At 42.0% G+C, this 16,275-nt stretch carries 12 protein-coding genes; 4 read left to right on the forward strand and 8 right to left on the reverse strand.

The genetic code is table 11. The features are described 5' to 3' along the window. Window positions 1–339 precede the first annotated feature (339 nt). Genes J2X69_RS15345 through J2X69_RS15355 form a run of 3 tightly spaced genes read right to left on the reverse strand, consistent with a single transcriptional unit; the run spans window position 340 to window position 2,754 of the window. Complete coding sequence (locus J2X69_RS15345) at window positions 340–774, reverse strand: DUF3299 domain-containing protein (RefSeq protein WP_310105056.1); 435 nt, start codon at window positions 772–774, stop codon at window positions 340–342. Then, window positions 767–2,092 carry an ABC transporter permease gene (locus J2X69_RS15350; protein WP_310105059.1) on the reverse strand — a complete coding sequence of 442 codons (1,326 nt, stop codon included), beginning with the start codon at window positions 2,090–2,092 and terminating at the stop codon, window positions 767–769. The genes J2X69_RS15345 and J2X69_RS15350 overlap by 8 nt, the downstream gene beginning before the upstream one ends. Continuing rightward, window positions 2,089–2,754: an ATP-binding cassette domain-containing protein gene (locus J2X69_RS15355; RefSeq protein ID WP_310105062.1), complete on the reverse strand. Its 666-nt coding sequence runs from the start codon at window positions 2,752–2,754 to the stop codon at window positions 2,089–2,091. The genes J2X69_RS15350 and J2X69_RS15355 overlap by 4 nt, the downstream gene beginning before the upstream one ends. 110 nt (window positions 2,755–2,864) lie before the next feature. Here J2X69_RS15355 and J2X69_RS15360 point away from each other — a divergent pair, with 110 nt between their 5' ends. From J2X69_RS15360 to J2X69_RS15370, 3 genes are all read left to right on the forward strand, one after another. Continuing rightward, window positions 2,865–3,278: a MerC domain-containing protein gene (locus J2X69_RS15360; RefSeq protein ID WP_310105066.1), complete on the forward strand. Its 414-nt coding sequence runs from the start codon at window positions 2,865–2,867 to the stop codon at window positions 3,276–3,278. Window positions 3,279–3,281: 3 nt separating this feature from the next. Continuing rightward, window positions 3,282–4,475, forward strand: a complete 1,194-nt coding sequence (locus J2X69_RS15365) for a GTP-binding protein (protein ID WP_310105069.1) — start codon at window positions 3,282–3,284, stop codon at window positions 4,473–4,475. 63 nt (window positions 4,476–4,538) lie between these two features. After that, window positions 4,539–5,513 carry a GTP-binding protein gene (locus J2X69_RS15370; RefSeq protein WP_310105072.1) on the forward strand — a complete coding sequence of 325 codons (975 nt, stop codon included), beginning with the start codon at window positions 4,539–4,541 and terminating at the stop codon, window positions 5,511–5,513. Between the two features lie 143 nt (window positions 5,514–5,656). On the opposite strand, the gene J2X69_RS15375 is transcribed toward J2X69_RS15370, so the two are convergent. Beyond that, window positions 5,657–7,069 carry an alkaline phosphatase gene (locus J2X69_RS15375; protein ID WP_310105075.1) on the reverse strand — a complete coding sequence of 471 codons (1,413 nt, stop codon included), beginning with the start codon at window positions 7,067–7,069 and terminating at the stop codon, window positions 5,657–5,659. A 2,053-nt stretch (window positions 7,070–9,122) separates the two neighbouring features. Next, window positions 9,123–9,818, reverse strand: coding sequence for a hypothetical protein (locus J2X69_RS15380; RefSeq protein ID WP_310105077.1), 696 nt, complete (start codon window positions 9,816–9,818; stop codon window positions 9,123–9,125). Between the two features lie 752 nt (window positions 9,819–10,570). Between J2X69_RS15380 and J2X69_RS15385 the strand changes: the two genes are divergently transcribed. Next, complete coding sequence (locus J2X69_RS15385; protein WP_310105079.1) at window positions 10,571–12,874, forward strand: DNA topoisomerase 3; 2,304 nt, start codon at window positions 10,571–10,573, stop codon at window positions 12,872–12,874. Between the two features lie 158 nt (window positions 12,875–13,032). On the opposite strand, the gene J2X69_RS15390 is transcribed toward J2X69_RS15385, so the two are convergent. The 3 genes from J2X69_RS15390 to J2X69_RS15400 all read right to left on the reverse strand — a co-directional run bounded on the left by J2X69_RS15390 (window position 13,033) and on the right by J2X69_RS15400 (window position 16,274). After that, the gene (locus tag J2X69_RS15390) at window positions 13,033–13,929 is read right to left on the reverse strand and encodes a helix-turn-helix domain-containing protein (RefSeq protein ID WP_310105081.1); all 897 of its coding nucleotides are present in this window, start codon (window positions 13,927–13,929) and stop codon (window positions 13,033–13,035) included. A gap of 36 nt (window positions 13,930–13,965) precedes the next feature. Further along, window positions 13,966–15,099 (reverse strand): NADH-dependent flavin oxidoreductase, encoded by a 1,134-nt coding sequence (locus J2X69_RS15395; protein ID WP_310105083.1) that lies wholly within the window; start codon window positions 15,097–15,099, stop codon window positions 13,966–13,968. Between the two features lie 593 nt (window positions 15,100–15,692). Then, window positions 15,693–16,274, reverse strand: a complete 582-nt coding sequence (locus J2X69_RS15400; RefSeq protein ID WP_310105086.1) for a hypothetical protein — start codon at window positions 16,272–16,274, stop codon at window positions 15,693–15,695. Window position 16,275 lies beyond the last annotated feature (1 nt).

The raw sequence follows: 16,275 nt of genomic DNA on the forward strand, positions 1-16,275 counted from the left end.
GCAGGAACTGCGGATAGGTATATCTGGTCTTCTAAGAGTAAAGAGAATCTAAAGCTTACTTTATCATTTAGTCCACTAGGTATCCCTCTAAGCAAAGTAATCTTGGCTAAACAAGTCAAATTAGGTCATACCGTAGTGAAATTGGAGACTATCCACGAATGTCTACTTGCTACCATAGGGGATCCTATGCCTAGGATTTTATTTCTTATGAGTTTTGCATCTGCAAAAAAACTCCCAATGCTGAAACAAACGCCTTAAATAATAGCCTTAAGCATTTTTGCTTAGCAACTTTACGGGGCTAGACTTTTCTTATCAATAGCTTACCAATACCCTACCCGGTCAACGGTAAATGGTCGCATTCTCCAGTATATAATTGCATTGGTATATATCCACCGCATTTAGCTTGAGAAGCCCCTTGAATGTCACTACCTGATCCATAGTCAACCTGGGATGATTCTTGTCCAGTTTGAGCTCTACAATGGATTCTGGCCCTGCTCCTCCGCAAAAAAAACAGGCAGCAAATGGATTGGCGGAGAGTATATACACGTCATTGCCCCGGTCTATTTCCAGCACATAGCCTTTAATGATTACTTCTTTATTATTTAAAGCCAGAACTGATGGACCAAAAGTCGGGAAATAGTAATACGCCTCCACTTCCTCGCTGTATTTGTCCGTAAAGGTTACATCAGAGAGGATGTCCCAGTTGATCTTCGTCTGTGCGAAACTACAAGTGGAAATTAAACAGCATACTAAAAGGAATGAAATTCTACGCATCGGATAGGCTTTTGGATAAATCTATTTTAAATACAGTAATGGCAGGGATCAGGGCTGAAAAGAAGCCTATGCATAAGGTAATCAGTAGCAAATACCCCTCACCCTTAATCAATCCCATATCGGCAAACTCGTAGCGATAGTCAGATTTTAGTAAAACGGAGATTATACCCAATCCAATCCTACTAAAAAGTATCCCAAGCGCAAATCCCGCAAAAGCCACGAGCAACCCTTCCTGAAATACCATGCTGAGTAGTTGCATTCTCGAAGCACCGTACGTGCGGAGAAGAGCCATCTCGTAGGTACGTCCCTTCAGGCTTAGGTACAAACTGATAAATACACTGATTCCCGAAACCAGTATAACTATGAAGGCAACCATATTGAGTGTAGTAGTAGCTATCCCCATGAGACTGAAAAGCTTCAACAATTCATAGTTTGGTAAAGCAGCCTGCATGTTGGTTTTTTCATTGATCATTCTGGGCAACTGCACCATTCCCATAGGATTGCGGAATTTCACCAGCATGGCCGTAATCTCACGCTCCTCCTCATGGGCATCATGTGAATGCCCTTCATGATCTTCATGATCATCACTGTGAGCAGATTCAGAATTCACCTCCCCTGCATGATGGGCATGATCCCCGTCCGTTGGTTCCCCATCATCCGGATGCTTTTCCCCATGACTTTCCTCCGAAGGATGATCGGAATGATTGTCATGGATATCCCAGACGCTCTCAAGGCCTGTCAAAATCAGCTGATCAATGACAGATCCCGAAGGATGGAATATGCCTTTCACTACATAGAACTGATCCTCATGCACATGCCCACCTTCGCTTAAGCCGTGTGAGCCCAGAAAGGAATCTCCCACTTTTAATCCGGTTTTTTCGGCTACAGTTGCCCCTATAGCTACTTCCAGGGAGCTATCCCATATTCTACCATCGGCAATCTCCATGGAGTAGATTTCAGGGTATTTATCCGTAGTTCCCACGATACGGAAACTTTCATAACTGTCTCCGTAAGAAAGCGGAATTCCATACTCCACCAGCCTGTTTTTCTGAAGGATTTGGGCTTCTGAGAGCTTGATATTTCCGGTGGGAACATCGACTTGAAATACAGCTGAAAGAATAAGCTGAAGAGGACTTCCCTTGGCTCCCACCACCATATCTATACCCCGGATATTGTTGCTCATCTGAGTTTGCAAATGCCTGTCAATATGAAGCATCAATGAGATAAGCCCTACTCCCAGAGCCAATAAAATCAAGCTTAGACCTGTTGAAAGCGGCTTCGATGCAATATTTTTAATACTTAGGAGGAAAATATTCATTCTTTGATAGTTGAAGTCCGGGTATTCTGCTTTGCAGAAAGCAGTATGGATTGACTGAACTCGGATTTAAGACGTTGATCGTGTGTAATAATAATCAGGCTCGCATCATTTCGCTTGGTTTGTTTTTTCAGCAGCTCAATGACTTTGATACAGTTTTTATCATCCAACGCCGATGTAGGTTCATCAGCCAAAATCAATTTGGGCTCGTTGATTACTGCCATCGCAATGCCGGCACGCTGCTGCTCACCCTGGGAGAGAAGATGTGGACGGACGTTGATTTTGGACAGTAGACCGAGTCCCTCCAATACATCTTTTATTCTCTTGGGATCCGGGTACCTTTTTCCCACACATCTGATCATCGAGAGATTTTCACCCAAGGTAAGTGAGTGAATAAAATGCGGGCGTTGAAAGACAATTCCTATGGTACTCCCCCTAAAGGCATCCAGTCTCCTGCCACTCAGACGGGTGATATCTGTATCATCAATTAGAATCTTTCCCGTTTTAGGCTTCAAAAGACCCGCGATCAGGTGTAAAAAAGTGGTTTTTCCGATTCCTGATTCCCCCAAAACCAGCAGATCTCTCCCCTCACTCACCTGGAAATCAGGGAATTCAAAGCGATTGTACAGGTCATATTCGAATGAAAGTGATTGTATAGTAAGCATACGAGTGTGTATTGGATGGTCAAACCTATATACTTCAACGCTTATTTGCAATACTGTTGCATTTAAGTTTGTTAATTTTTATACTTGCAACATAATTGCAATTACAAGATATGAAAAACACATTCGCAGGAACCCATCTGGATTTTATCGGCTTTTCCACCTCTATAGCCTGTGCTATCCATTGCGCGCTATTGCCTTTTTTAATAAGTGCACTCCCTTTTTTAGGATTGGGATTTTTGGACAATCCATGGATAGAATACAGCATTATTCTGCTCAGTCTTTTTCTGGCGATATATGCACTGTCGCACGGATATCTACGCCATCACAGAAAAAAGCTGCCCATACTTATTGTCAGTTTGGGCTTTCTGATTATAGCCTTTGGGCTAATCTGGGGACCTGAAGAGCTTGAGTTTATCATTACACCCATCGGAGCAGTGCTGGTGGGGATCGCTCACTATATCAATTGGAGCTCTATAAGAAAATCACAAATCGAATTCCCAGACTGTAAAAACCATTCCCATTAAACTATGCAAAACAGAATTCCAGTGACCGTGCTAAGCGGTTTCCTTGGTGCCGGAAAAACCACCCTACTCAATCACGTACTCAATAACCGCGAAGGCTACAAAGTCGCTGTCATAGTCAATGACATGAGTGAAGTCAATGTGGATTCCAAACAGATTCAGAACGAAGTTAAATTCTCCCGGACAGAAGAAAAACTGATCGAGATGTCAAATGGCTGCATTTGCTGTACGCTTCGGGAAGACCTGATCCAGGAGGTACAGAAGCTGGCCCGTCAGAATAAATTTGACTATTTACTGATCGAAAGTACGGGGATTTCCGAGCCTATTCCCGTAGCACAGACCTTTTCCTTCGAGACCGGGGACAGCCTTTTGGATCTGCATGAGATCAGCAGACTAGACACCATGGTCACCGTGGTGGATGCTTTCAATTTCTTCAAGGATTTCGGTTCCCATGAAACCATCTTGGACAGAAATATGACCGATGATCCTGAAGATGCCAGATCGATTGTAAATCTGCTGACTGATCAGATTGAATTCGCCAATGTGATCGTGTTGAACAAAAGCGATTTGGTATCTGAAGAAAATCTAAAACTACTGGAAGGAATGCTGATCAAGCTGAATCCCGAGGCGAAGATTATCCGGACTTCTTATGGACAGGTATCTCCAAAAGAAGTTCTCAACACACATTTGTTTGATTACGACAAAGCTGAACAAGCTGCCGGCTGGCTGAAGGAACTGAACAAAGAACATGTCCCCGAAACAGAGGAATACGGCATCAGCAGTTTTGTATTCAGAGACCACAGACCTTTCCATCCCGGCAGGTTCTGGAAATTCATCAACCATTCCTGGCCATCAAATATCCTGCGAAGCAAAGGGCTGTTTTGGCTGGCTACGCGTCCTCATCATGCCCTGCTCTGGAGCCAGGCAGGCGGCTCATTGAAAGCCGATCTCTTTGGCACCTGGTGGGCAGCCTATTCTGAAAAAGAAAGACAACGAAACCCCGGATATGTAGAGAACAGGGATTTGATCATGGAAAAGTGGGACGGTCAATTCGGAGATCGAATGAATGAATTGGTTCTGATCGGGCAAGATCTGGAAAAAGAATTGCTAATAGAAGAGTTGACTGCGTGCCTGGTCACCGAAAAAGAATCGAAACATTTCTCTATGACCACTCAGTTTAAAGATGAGTGGCCTATTTAGGGCATGCTGAAAAACGCCCGTAAAAGATCAAAAGCTATCATTTTGAATGATTAACCCTTTCAAATGGAGAAAGCATCCCGTATTAATGTGTACTTACTTACCGGCTTTTTGGGGGCGGGAAAAACGACTGTTTTAAACCGCCTCCTTGAAGCAAGGAAAAATGAGAAAAACATTATTATCGAGAATGAATTCGGAAAAGTATCCATTGATTCACATCTGGTTGCAGCCCGCTATGACTCCCTTTTTGAGCTGAATAATGGCTGCATCTGTTGCTCATTGGATGAGGAGCTGGTAGACGTACTGGCCTCTATTATCAGGACTGACCCCAAACCAGACAATCTATTTATTGAAGCGTCCGGAGTGGCTGATCCGGGCAGTATTGCAGCACTTTTTACCCAGAAGGAAGTAGCCCTGTACTTTGACCTGAAGTCAGTGATCTGTATAGTGGATGCTTCCTGTCTGGAAGACTGGATCGAAGAAATCCCGGAAGTAGGCCGTCAAATCGCCGCAGCAGATGTTATTGTGCTGAACAAGAAATCCCTCGTGACTCCAAAATACCTTATAAATCTGGTAGAGCTGCTACTGAATATCAATACGCTCGCGAGAATAATCCCCACCGACGAAGGTCAACTTCCGTTGGATATTTTCACCCAAGAAAGAAGTGGGTGGAACCCAGGCAACACACCGGAATGGAGAGAAAAGACTTCCGAACATCCATTGAAAAGCCTCCTCCTAGAGGTAAACCAACCGTTTGACAGGGAAATGCTTCTTAATCAGCTTACCATGGTTCTTTTCATAAGTTATCATCAGATCTACCGCATCAAAGGACTCGTATGGTTCCAAAATGAGAAAACTCCCTCTATAGTCCAGACTCATGGAAAACAGGTGGAGATTTCCCATTCCGAAAATAACTCCGGGGTGGAGTATCCGAAATCACAACTTGTAGTCATCGGCAAAGGGCTACAGCGTACTGCTCTGGAAAAACTGTTCAAGCGGGCGCTTTCCTCGAATCATACATCGGGAATCCAAGCCCCATAAGCTAGTGTTATGTTAAGTGTAAAAAGTATCGGATAAACCTATCAGGTTTGGCTAGTAGAGCCGTAAAAGCTTACTTATTTATCAAAAATCAATGATGTAAACCTGACAGGTTTTGGTTAACACTACACTAACTATAATCCGGATTAAAATTTATTCTCGACTCCCGCAGCTTCCAGCATAAGGTAATGCAGATCTGTGTTCTTGATAAAAGGAGTTAGCAATTCACTCCCCGTCCCAAACATGGCCAATTCCACATAATCCGCAGAATGATCCATACTGATCCAACCTACTGAGTTTCTTTTCTGCTGGATTTCGCTTAGCAGCCTGAAAGGCAAATGCTTGGGATTATACACTCCCTCTTCAATAGCAAGAGATGAATAGTAAGCGAGAAGTTCCTGGCCTTCCTCCTTGGACAACTGATAGCCGGTTGCATATTCTATCCTGTCATTCACCTGGGATACTGAAGTTTCCCTGCCTATCCCGTTCAGAATCCAATCGTTGGTATGCTTATAGGTATTCAAAGAATCAAAATTATCATTGACACCGGAGCCATAGATCAATCCCGGGTTTGCATTGCCGTGATCGGTGGTTACGATTACTAAGGTATTACCATCTTCTTTCGCAAAATCAATCGCTACTTTCACTGCTTCATCGTGAGCCACCTGATCGTATATCAAACCTCCTATATCATTGGCATGGGCCGCCCAGTCCACTTTGCCTGCCTCCACCTGAAGTACAAACCCCTGAGGATGATTTTTCATTTTATCAATCGCCTTCAGCGTCATCTCCGCAAGTGTGGGCACAGCTTCTTTCAGTTCCAGATTATTCTCCCTATCCAGAGAATATGGAAGTGCTTCGTGTTGAAACAAACCCAAGACGGGCTTATCCAGCTTGGATAAATTCAATTCATCACGGGTAAGCAGCACTTCATAGCCCGCATCCCGGTAAGCCTTCAATATATCTTTTTTGTCCGCTCTGGATTCGGGAGAGAAATAGCCTTTGCCTCCTCCCATCATTACATCAAAACGTTGATCCAGGTATTTTTCGGCAATCTCTTCCTGACTGTTTCTGGATTTGCTGGAAACACAGAACCCGGCGGGTGTGGCATGGGTGATAGGGACCGTAGTCACACAGCCAGCCATCTTTCCCTTTATCTTAAATTTCTGCCAGATAGGAAGCAATTCTTCCCCTTTTGAGCTGATATTCAGAGAACCGTTTCGAATCCTTACACCACTGCCCCAGGAGGAGCTTGCCGCTGCGGAATCCGTCACAACCGAGCTGGCAGAAGCCATATCCATCAATCCACGGGTCACCAAATTTTCCTGATACAGTTGGATCCAATTACTGTTTTTTCCTGTCTTTCTGCTCAAGTGAATATCAGCCATATTGAGCGTCCCGATACTCATTCCATCACTGACTACGACTATTATATTTTTAGCGGTTTTCTGTCCAAATGCTGATGGTGCAGTAGTCTTTGCACTTGCTCCAAATGGATTAAGAAGAGATGATCCCACTGCCAGCAAGGATCCTCTTTGGAAAAATTTTCTACGGTTCATTATTCGTGATAAAGGGTGAGGTTACTTTAACCCAGACTATGCGTCTGTTTTCTATTCTATTGAGGTTCAAAGCTAAAGTGATCAAACCTCAAATGCAACAATATTGCATAATTTCACATTAAATTAATCTTCCAAAACGGGGTCTATGCCTCAGGGAATCTATATCCGTCTAAACCAAGGCGCTAAATCCAGATTGTCTTGTGTAGATGGTAAGACGGAACATTTGGTTGGCACTGTGCCGTCGTTCTCACGGACGGCAAAACTGGCTGGATCTGAAGAAAAAATGATCCTGAAGGGATCAAACTTCTCAATAACCATGGGTGAGCCAGAGGCGTAACCCATGGTTAGCGCAATGACAAATCCCCTGGCCTCCTGCCTAGGAATATCGTCTGGAAATGGGGAATGGTGCAGGAGGTGGAAAAGTGTGTTGGTTATTTTTTATCTATCCTCAATTTCTTTATTGATCCATATCGATAAAGTTAAGTCTTTTCTCTTCTGTCCTTTTGGCTTGGCCCAAAAGGACCAAAAAGCCAAGTCGCAGCAAAGCTTCCCCCCGCGGACCAGCCGTCTGGCCCGCTGCTGCGACCACCTCCCCGCATTCACACTAAATCAAGGTGCTAAATACGATCTCTCTAGTGTAGGTAGTAAGGCAGAAGGTCAGGTAGACACGTGCTGACCTTCATCCAGTCTATTAACACCATGCTGCCGTAAATACGAAGCAATGCCGCAGGCATGAACTATAAACCCCAAGTAAATAAAGTTCAAAGGCCATTGTCTTCCTCCTGCGACCAAGACAGGCCTGCCACGGATCATTGTATGGAAATGAAGGTAAGTGCAGGAGGTGGAAACAAAAATTCATTAAAATGAAAGATTCCTGTGCTGCAGACCGTGTCGCCACAAATCCGTGCCGCAGCCGTGTCATCACGGACGGCTACAACCGGAAATCTTACCATTCGTGGCACCACAAACGGTGGCTAAATATTAATTAGAAACAGCAGTCAGGAAACTGCAATGTATTTACTCCAAATCAGGAGACTTGAACCGGCAGAAATCTGCCGTGGGACAAAACTATGTGGCTATTGTGTCTAGAATGGTTAAAAATTAAAAACCTCCAAGACCCACCACCGTCGGCAATTTCCCTAATCGCCCTATTCTTCATCTGTGAGCACAAACTCAAATCCACATTTTTTATCGGGACATAGATGAAGTTGGGCTTTTCCTGAAGTATGGCTTAGATCAGCAATGATATCTGTCCTGAGTCCGCAGTGTGGACAGATGGCGGGCTGGTCAGAGAAGAGGAATTGGTGATTATAATTAGCCGGGTTCATGGAAGCCGAAAATATGAATTTCAACTTTCCTCCATACTAGAAATTAGAGATCTCCAGACAATTGATGTCTGTCGTAATTAGTTAAGATAAACTATAAAAATGCCGATGTGGTCTCTCAATCTGGTGGAAATCCCATGTATCTTTTACTGATATCCTGTCAAAGGAGCTATACACAGAACCTTCATGAATTATTTAGGTTGTGCAGTCTAAGATAGAATAAGTAATGGGCAATTTGACTTAAAATTCAATTTTAAAAACTCCATTTAAGCACTATGGAAATTTGGCTAAAGCCCGAACAGGATTATTATTCCTTTGCGGAACGGGCTAAAGCCACGCTCCTATTAATGAAAATGAATTTAAAATGGATTTCCAATAGAGGAATGAGCTATTTTTGGTAGGAATAAAGCTTAATCCAATTCTTGTTTCCATTAATTCCCTCCTGCTTTAGCTGGTGGTGGATAAAAAGCGGCAAAAGTTATCCGGCTTTAGCCAAATCATTTATCCCGGAATTTTTCGAATCATGTCGCTTCATTGTCGGAAGAATTGTGCTAAAGCCCCTGCGGTATTTTAATTTCTGAAGGAATGGGCTTAAGCCGCCTTCCTATCGATGGACATGGATTCCCGTCGGTATGTTCACTTTCACGCTCAGCCCTACCGGGCATTTTCTTAACAGTCGATCCTTCTGCTTTCCCCAAATTGACTTGTTCGACTAAATCAGCTCTATCTTATAACATTCCTGCAATTTTCACAATAGCATTTTGCCAGAAAGTGGTCTGAGGTATAGCCACAATCAGTACTATTTCCAATATCCAAAACAGTAAAAAAAAGAAATACGGACTTCTCAAAACGGGTCTTTTAAATTTTATCTTTTCGATAATTATAATTGTACCGGGTACAATAAAAGGTACAATGACGACCGCTAACCCGAGTTCCGGATTGAAGAGGTTTATCAATCTGGCCAAGCCGGGATTGAAAGCCACTAAGGTAGCCCCGATAATAAATGCTACGTGCCAGCGGATATTGTTTTTGTTGAGAACAGCTATAAGGTAATAAACTGTGAAGGAAGTAAAATCCAAGAAGCTTATAAAAGCACCGGTGGCTGCATCTTCTGCCGAAACAGCTATTTCGCGGAGCAGTTTCTCTTTTGCAAGCAGTACTATTGTAATTACAAGTAGAGGAGCCAGGAAATAGGAGATCCGGCCCAACTTACGGTGCAAGGCATGCTTCTTCTGCATAATCAATACGGGCTGCACTATGACTAGGGCAAACCAACAGATAAAAGCCGCAAAATGGATATGTATCACCTTAGGGAACTGAGCAAAATCAGGAAAATGGCTCCAATAGGACTTATAAAAACCGGCTACAGATACCACCGTTATAACCGCAAATAGAATAATTAATGATTTGTACTTTTTCTCCATAATCACTCAAATTAGTTCTGCTTATACATCGAAGTATATTCCAGGTATCACCCTTCAGAAATACTTCTATACGGCCTGTAACACGTTATTATTACACTGACAATAGCACATGACCTATGCTAGGTTTCCGGATTTAAGCCCGGAAGAATGTGATAAAGGTTGGCTGGTTGTTTCCTACTAAAAGACTATTGCAAGAAAAGGGAAAAAATCGGAAGTTTATACCTCCTAATACGGGGTATATATGACTGATTGGCAGAGAATTATTTGCATTTTTTACTAAAAAAGGCTGAATATCGGCGCTTTATCGACAAGAACAGTGAAGTACTCGCACTTAGGAAAGTTGGAGATTGCCAGCAGAGTGCACAGTTGGATCCGCTTTGGTCAAGGTGCAAGCTCGGACCATATAGAGTGGATTTCACCTTATCCCATATCGCTGCGTCCCCGAATGGTAAGTGTATGGGATAAAATTATTGTGGCAGGATTCCCGAATCGCTTGGCTTTCGGGCCAGGCTCTTCTGATACTTTACCAGCGCGCAGGCAGGCCCCTCCTTCTCCCCGCAATCTGGCTCTTCGCTAGATTAACATGCCACGGCTACCTAGGCTAGGAATATTTAATGAGTATTTTCAATCGATATCATCGGTTTGGATGAGTAATCTTTAACAGTTTGGTTGATAGGGTTTACGTCATTTCCCAGCGCTTTACTACGCCATAAGTCCCCTGAGCTTATTCTATTTTAACTATTTTTGCTTAGATGATAGTTTGTATTGCTGAAAAGCCAAGTGTCGCCCGTGAAATCGCCTCTGTCCTTGGAGCTAATACTAGGCATGATGGGTATTATGAAGGGAATGGATATAGCGTAACCTATACTTTCGGACACTTTTGCACCTTATTTGAACCGAACGATTATGACCCCCATTGGAAGAGTTGGAGCCTCAGCCACCTTCCTATGCTTCCCGAAAAGTTCAAAACCAAAGTCGTTACTAATTCAGGGATCAGGAAGCAATTTGACATTGTAAAAAAGCTATTTGAAACAGCCACTCTTGTGATCAACTGTGGTGATGCCGGCCAAGAGGGGGAGCTGATCCAACGATGGGTAATCGAACAGGCGGAGTATAAAGGAGAAGTCAAACGGTTATGGATTTCATCTTTGACCACAGAGGCCATCAAAGAAGGCTTCGAAAAATTGCAACCTTCCGCCAAGTATGATAATTTGTATTATGCCGGATATTCCAGGGCAATCGGGGATTGGTTGTTGGGAATAAACGCCACGCGCTTATATACGGTGAAATATGGTGGATACAAGCAAGTACTGTCCATCGGTAGAGTCCAAACGCCTACACTGGCTATGATTGTTAACCGGTTTAAAGAAATTCAAAATTTTCAGCCACAGCCTTACTGGGAATTACAAACGCTGTATAGAGAAACTGTATTTAACTGTGAAGAAGGAAAATTTTTAAAGAAAGAGGATGGAGAGGCTTTTGCCAACGTAGTAAAAGAACATGACTTTGAAGTCGTCTCCATTGAGAAGAAAAAAGGGAAGGAATACGCACCTAAGCTTTTTGACTTGACAGGATTACAGGTTTATTGCAATAATAAGTTTGGTCTTTCTGCCGATGAAACACTTAAAATAGCGCAAAACCTATACGAACAAAAAGTAATCACCTACCCAAGAGTAGACACCACTTTTTTACCGAACGATATTTACCCCAAAGCAGCGGGAATATTAGAGAAGCTAACGAATTATAAGCCGTTGACTCAACCGATTTTGGGCAAAAAATTAAAAAAGTCTACCAAGGTTTTCAATGATAAAAAAGTAACCGATCACCATGCCATGATTCCTACAGGAATGCAGGATAGTTTGCACGGGAATCACCTAAAAGTATATGACATTATTACCAAGCGATTCATCGCAGTGTTTTATGATGACTGTGTGGTGGACAATACCACAGTATTGGGAAAAGTGGATACAGTTCCGTTTAAAACAACCGGAAAAGTAATTTTAGAAAAAGGCTGGAGGGTTGTTTTTGAAACTGCTGACGGCAAAGATAAAAAGGAGAAAGATGAGCTCCCGCTCTTTAAAAAAGGGGAAAAAGGGCCGCATGAACCTTCTTTCCTGGAGAAAGAAACCAAAGCTCCTAAACACTATACAGAAGCGACTTTGCTGAGAGGCATGGAAACTGCCGGTAAACAAGTGGACGATGAAGAGATGCGGGAGTTAATGAAAGAGAATGGCATTGGTCGTCCTTCTACCCGGGCAAATATTATTGAAACACTATTCAGGCGACAATACATTGAACGGAATAAAAAGCAGATTTTGCCCACCGAAACAGGCGTGCAATTGATCAATATCATTAAGAATAACCTGCTGACCTCTGCAGAGCTGACAGGGCAGTGGGAAAAACAATTGAAAGAAATAGAAAAAGGGAATTTTCACGCAGGTTCTTTTGTGAAGAACATGAAGCATATGGTGGAGCAATTGGTGATCGAAGTTCTGAGGGAGCAAAGCCATGCTAAACTATCCCACCCCACTGAAACCAAGGTTCCTGAAAAAGAAAAATCAACCACTGCCATCGTGGGACACTCTTGTCCAAAATGCAAGGAAGGGTCACTGCTAAAAGGAAAATCGAGTTACGGATGCAGCACCTATAAAAATGGATGCGACTTTTTACTTCCATTTTCCTTCGAAGGAAAGAATATATCAGAGAATCAGTATTTACGTTTGCTCCAGAAAGGATCTACTGTCAACTTGAAAGGATTTAAAACCCCGACAGGAGATAAAGAAGGATTGATACGTTTCAATGATAAATTTCAACCCGTCTTGGAAGAAAAGAAACTAACCGACTCTACGGCTTCTAAAAAAACTCCTCCGGTCATTTCCTGCCCATTGTGCAATAAAGGAACAATAATAAGAGGTAAAACAGCTTATGGATGCAGTGCCTACAAAGAAGGATGTGACTTTAGATACTCTTTTGATACCCTCCGGGAAAAAGCGGACAAGAAACCATTAACCGTTGAGCTAGTGACATCTTTATTGAAGGAAAGTGTGGGTGTTTAAGCTGTTGAATAAATGGTATAGCGGCTTTGCCTTGAGCATCAGTAGCAATTCGGGAGGGTCCCGCCCATGCATCATTTTCAATTGGCATCCCTACCCCATCTGCATTAGAACGCACATACTTGGTGCCACCAATATGATTTCAGGATCACATTCTACCCCTAATTCAAAAACTGTTCTCTATATTCTGTTGGGGTAACGCCTACTTCTTTCTTGAAAAGTCTTGAAAAATAAGGTGGATTTTCAAAACCTAATTGATAGGCTGTTTCAGCTACGGTTTTGTCGGTACTCATCAGAATATTTTTTGCTTCGATAACTAATGCAATGTGAATATGTTCCAGTGCTGTTTTGCCTGTTTCTTGTTTTAATAAATCGCTTAAATATTTTGGTGACAAGGCTAACTTTGTAGCCATATATTGTACAGACGGTAAGCCATTTTTTTGGAGACCTCCGTTTTCAAAATATTGATTCAAAATGTCCGTAAATTTTGTGATTACGGTGCCAGATAAAACTGACCTATTCAAGAATTGCCGTTTGTAAAATCGTTGAGCATATTTCAAGATAGAATCTATATGAGTAAGTATTATATCTTTGCTGTATTCATCTTGATTATTGTAATATTCCAACTTTATCTTGTTGAATAAGTCCCATACAATGTCTTCTTCTTTTGGTGACAGATGCAAAGCTTCGTTCACTTCGTAATCAAAATATCCATATTTACTTATTTCTGAATGGAGGTTATGGTTCATTAAAAAATCTTCGTGGATATATAATAGAAATCCTTTTTCACTTGTTTCTACATTATTCATCAATATTTTCTGATGTGGCTTTAGAAATGCCAAAGACCCATTTTCGTGGTCGTACTTTGTTCTGCCATATTGAAATGTCCCTGATTTTAATTTTGTTAAGGCAATCGTATAAAAGGCCATCGTAAATTCTCTCTCGATAAAAGTACATTTTTCTGACTCCTCAAATGTTAGTATGCCCATCAGCGGATTTTCAGGCGGTGGAAATCCGTTTGATTTATAGAGTTCACTTATCGTTTTGTAATGTTTCATAAGCAATGTTTATTTATAATATTTAAAATTTAAAGGCTAGTCCGTTACCTGAAAAAAGCCCTTTGCTACATGGATAAATTCCTGTAGTTTTTTAGGTATCGCAAGTTCATCGGCTTTAGACATGCTCAAAACTTCCTCTGCTTTTTCTTCATTAGATGCAAGCCCCACCCAATTTGGATTGATGATAAGCCCGTGTCCAACGGCCACCAATGACAATCCTGTTTTTAGAGCCTCTAAAGCATCGTCAAACTGTTTTATACCTCCTGCAGCAATCACTGGAACTCTGTGATGAACGTGATCGAGGATTAATTTTAAAATAGTATCATCTTCATTTTCAGCATCTATAGGCTTTTGTGCAAGCAGATCAGCAAGTGAAACGTGCAGATAATCAATTCCACAGTCGATTAGTTTATCAATCAATGGAAAGGTATCTTTCACTCTATAACTTTCAGGCTCTTCCGGTGAGATTCTGAAACCTATCAAAAATGGTCTGTCTGCATACTTTTTAATTACATGCTGAATTTCTTTGATCACTTCTACAGCGAAGTTCATTCGTTTTTCGGCAGATCCGCCCCAGTGGTCGGTTCGTTGGTTGTAATATGGAGAAAAGAAATTTTGCAATAGAAATCCGTGAGCTCCATGCAACTCTATTCCGTCAAAACCTGCCTTTATTGCTCTGTGAGTAGTTTCACCAAAAGCCTTTATCATTTCCAGAATTTCTTCTTGCGTAAGTTCACGTGATACTACTCCTCCTGCATAAAACGCCGACGGTGCTAATGCTATAGGACTTGCACTCACAGGAATACCATAAGGAATAAGATCCAAAACCGCTTTATTCCCGGCGTGATAGATTTGAAGTATTGCAGGTGCGCCACCTTTTTTTGCAGCTGCGGTCAGTTTTTTAAGGCTCGGCAAAAAAGAATCATCGTAAGAGGCATATTCATTGTTAAAGCCAATTCCGTTTGCCATTACTCTGGTGCAGCCTGTTATTACCAACCCAACGTTTCCACTTCGAGCTTCATAATGCTTTATTTCATCGTCCGATACTGTATAATCATCATTGCTTGCCCAGGTTGTCATTGGTGCCATTGCAATCCTGTTTTTTGTTTCTATCCCATTTTTAAATGTAAAAGTTTGGAATAATTGTTTTATATCTGTTGCCTTGCTCATTATTTAATTTTTATGTCGTTAAATGATGAGACAAAGGTGAGGCATTAGATTATCCTGTTGGTTATACAAAAGTCGGAAGATGTGACACAAATTGCGGAAAGGGGCTTTTTGTAAACTTTTTTCATCTGTTTATATTTTGTTTTAAGAGGTCAGATGGAATCTCGCCAGGCGAATAATCATCCCTCTCCCGAAGCAAGTTCGGGACAAGTTGTATGTCGTCTTCGACATGCTCGATTTCATGTGTTTATAATTGATTTTTAATGGTCATTACCTGTCCCGTGACGAAGGAAACGGGATGGAATCTCGCTTCACAGATAATCATTCCTCCGTGTGACTCTTGAGTCATGCTCGATTTCATGATACAATTTTAAGACGTTTTTTTTATTTAAAACTGCGGTAGATCCTTGAGTCTGACGGTAGCGTGTGGTTAATCTATGCGTGATGAACCGCTCCCGAACGTGCGGGAAGACCCGTACTGCCTGTCCCGTGAATCGGGATACAATGGTGTGAGATCTGTGCGCCGTGGAGTTGGCGCAGCTCCTCAGAGAGATCTGGCGGGGCCGTCTACTCGATTAACGGTTCGTTGTTTATTGCTAAATTTTTAGTTTTCCTACTACTATCTTTCCTAATGGTGAAAGTTCGTAACCTACATTATGGCTTATAGTTAAGCCTAGGTTTTTCAGTTTTCGGATATTCAGCTTTAACCACTCTTTTTCAAAGCCTGTCAACTTTGCGATGCCTATGGCGTGTAAATTGGGATTGTCATTTATTGCCAATAAAATTTTCCTTGTCCAAAAACCCTGCTTACTGTGGTTGTCCAGCCTTTCCAATTTCTTTTTCAACTCGGTGAATTGCGGTTCTGACAGTTCCGTTTGTTCTCTTAATTTAATTCGTGGGTCTTCGGAATGATAGCTAACGGATATTTTAAAAATCATCCCTTTGCTATTGTACGTAAATGAATTTAGTAACTGCTTTTTGTCGGTAAATCCTGCATTTAAAGCGTCTTTATCGGTTATATCGTTTTCACTTACGGTTTCAACTCTACGAATTTCAACCAAGCCGATAGAAGTATGCAAAAGGCTTCCACTTTTTACAGAAGCTTTTTTCCACTTGCGGAAAGCCAACGTTATTTTGCCCGATTTTATTCCGCTTAAATGCATCTCTTTAAACAACATA

It is taken from the genome of Algoriphagus sp. 4150, from assembly GCF_031457395.1.
GTDB lineage: Bacteria > Bacteroidota > Bacteroidia > Cytophagales > Cyclobacteriaceae > Algoriphagus.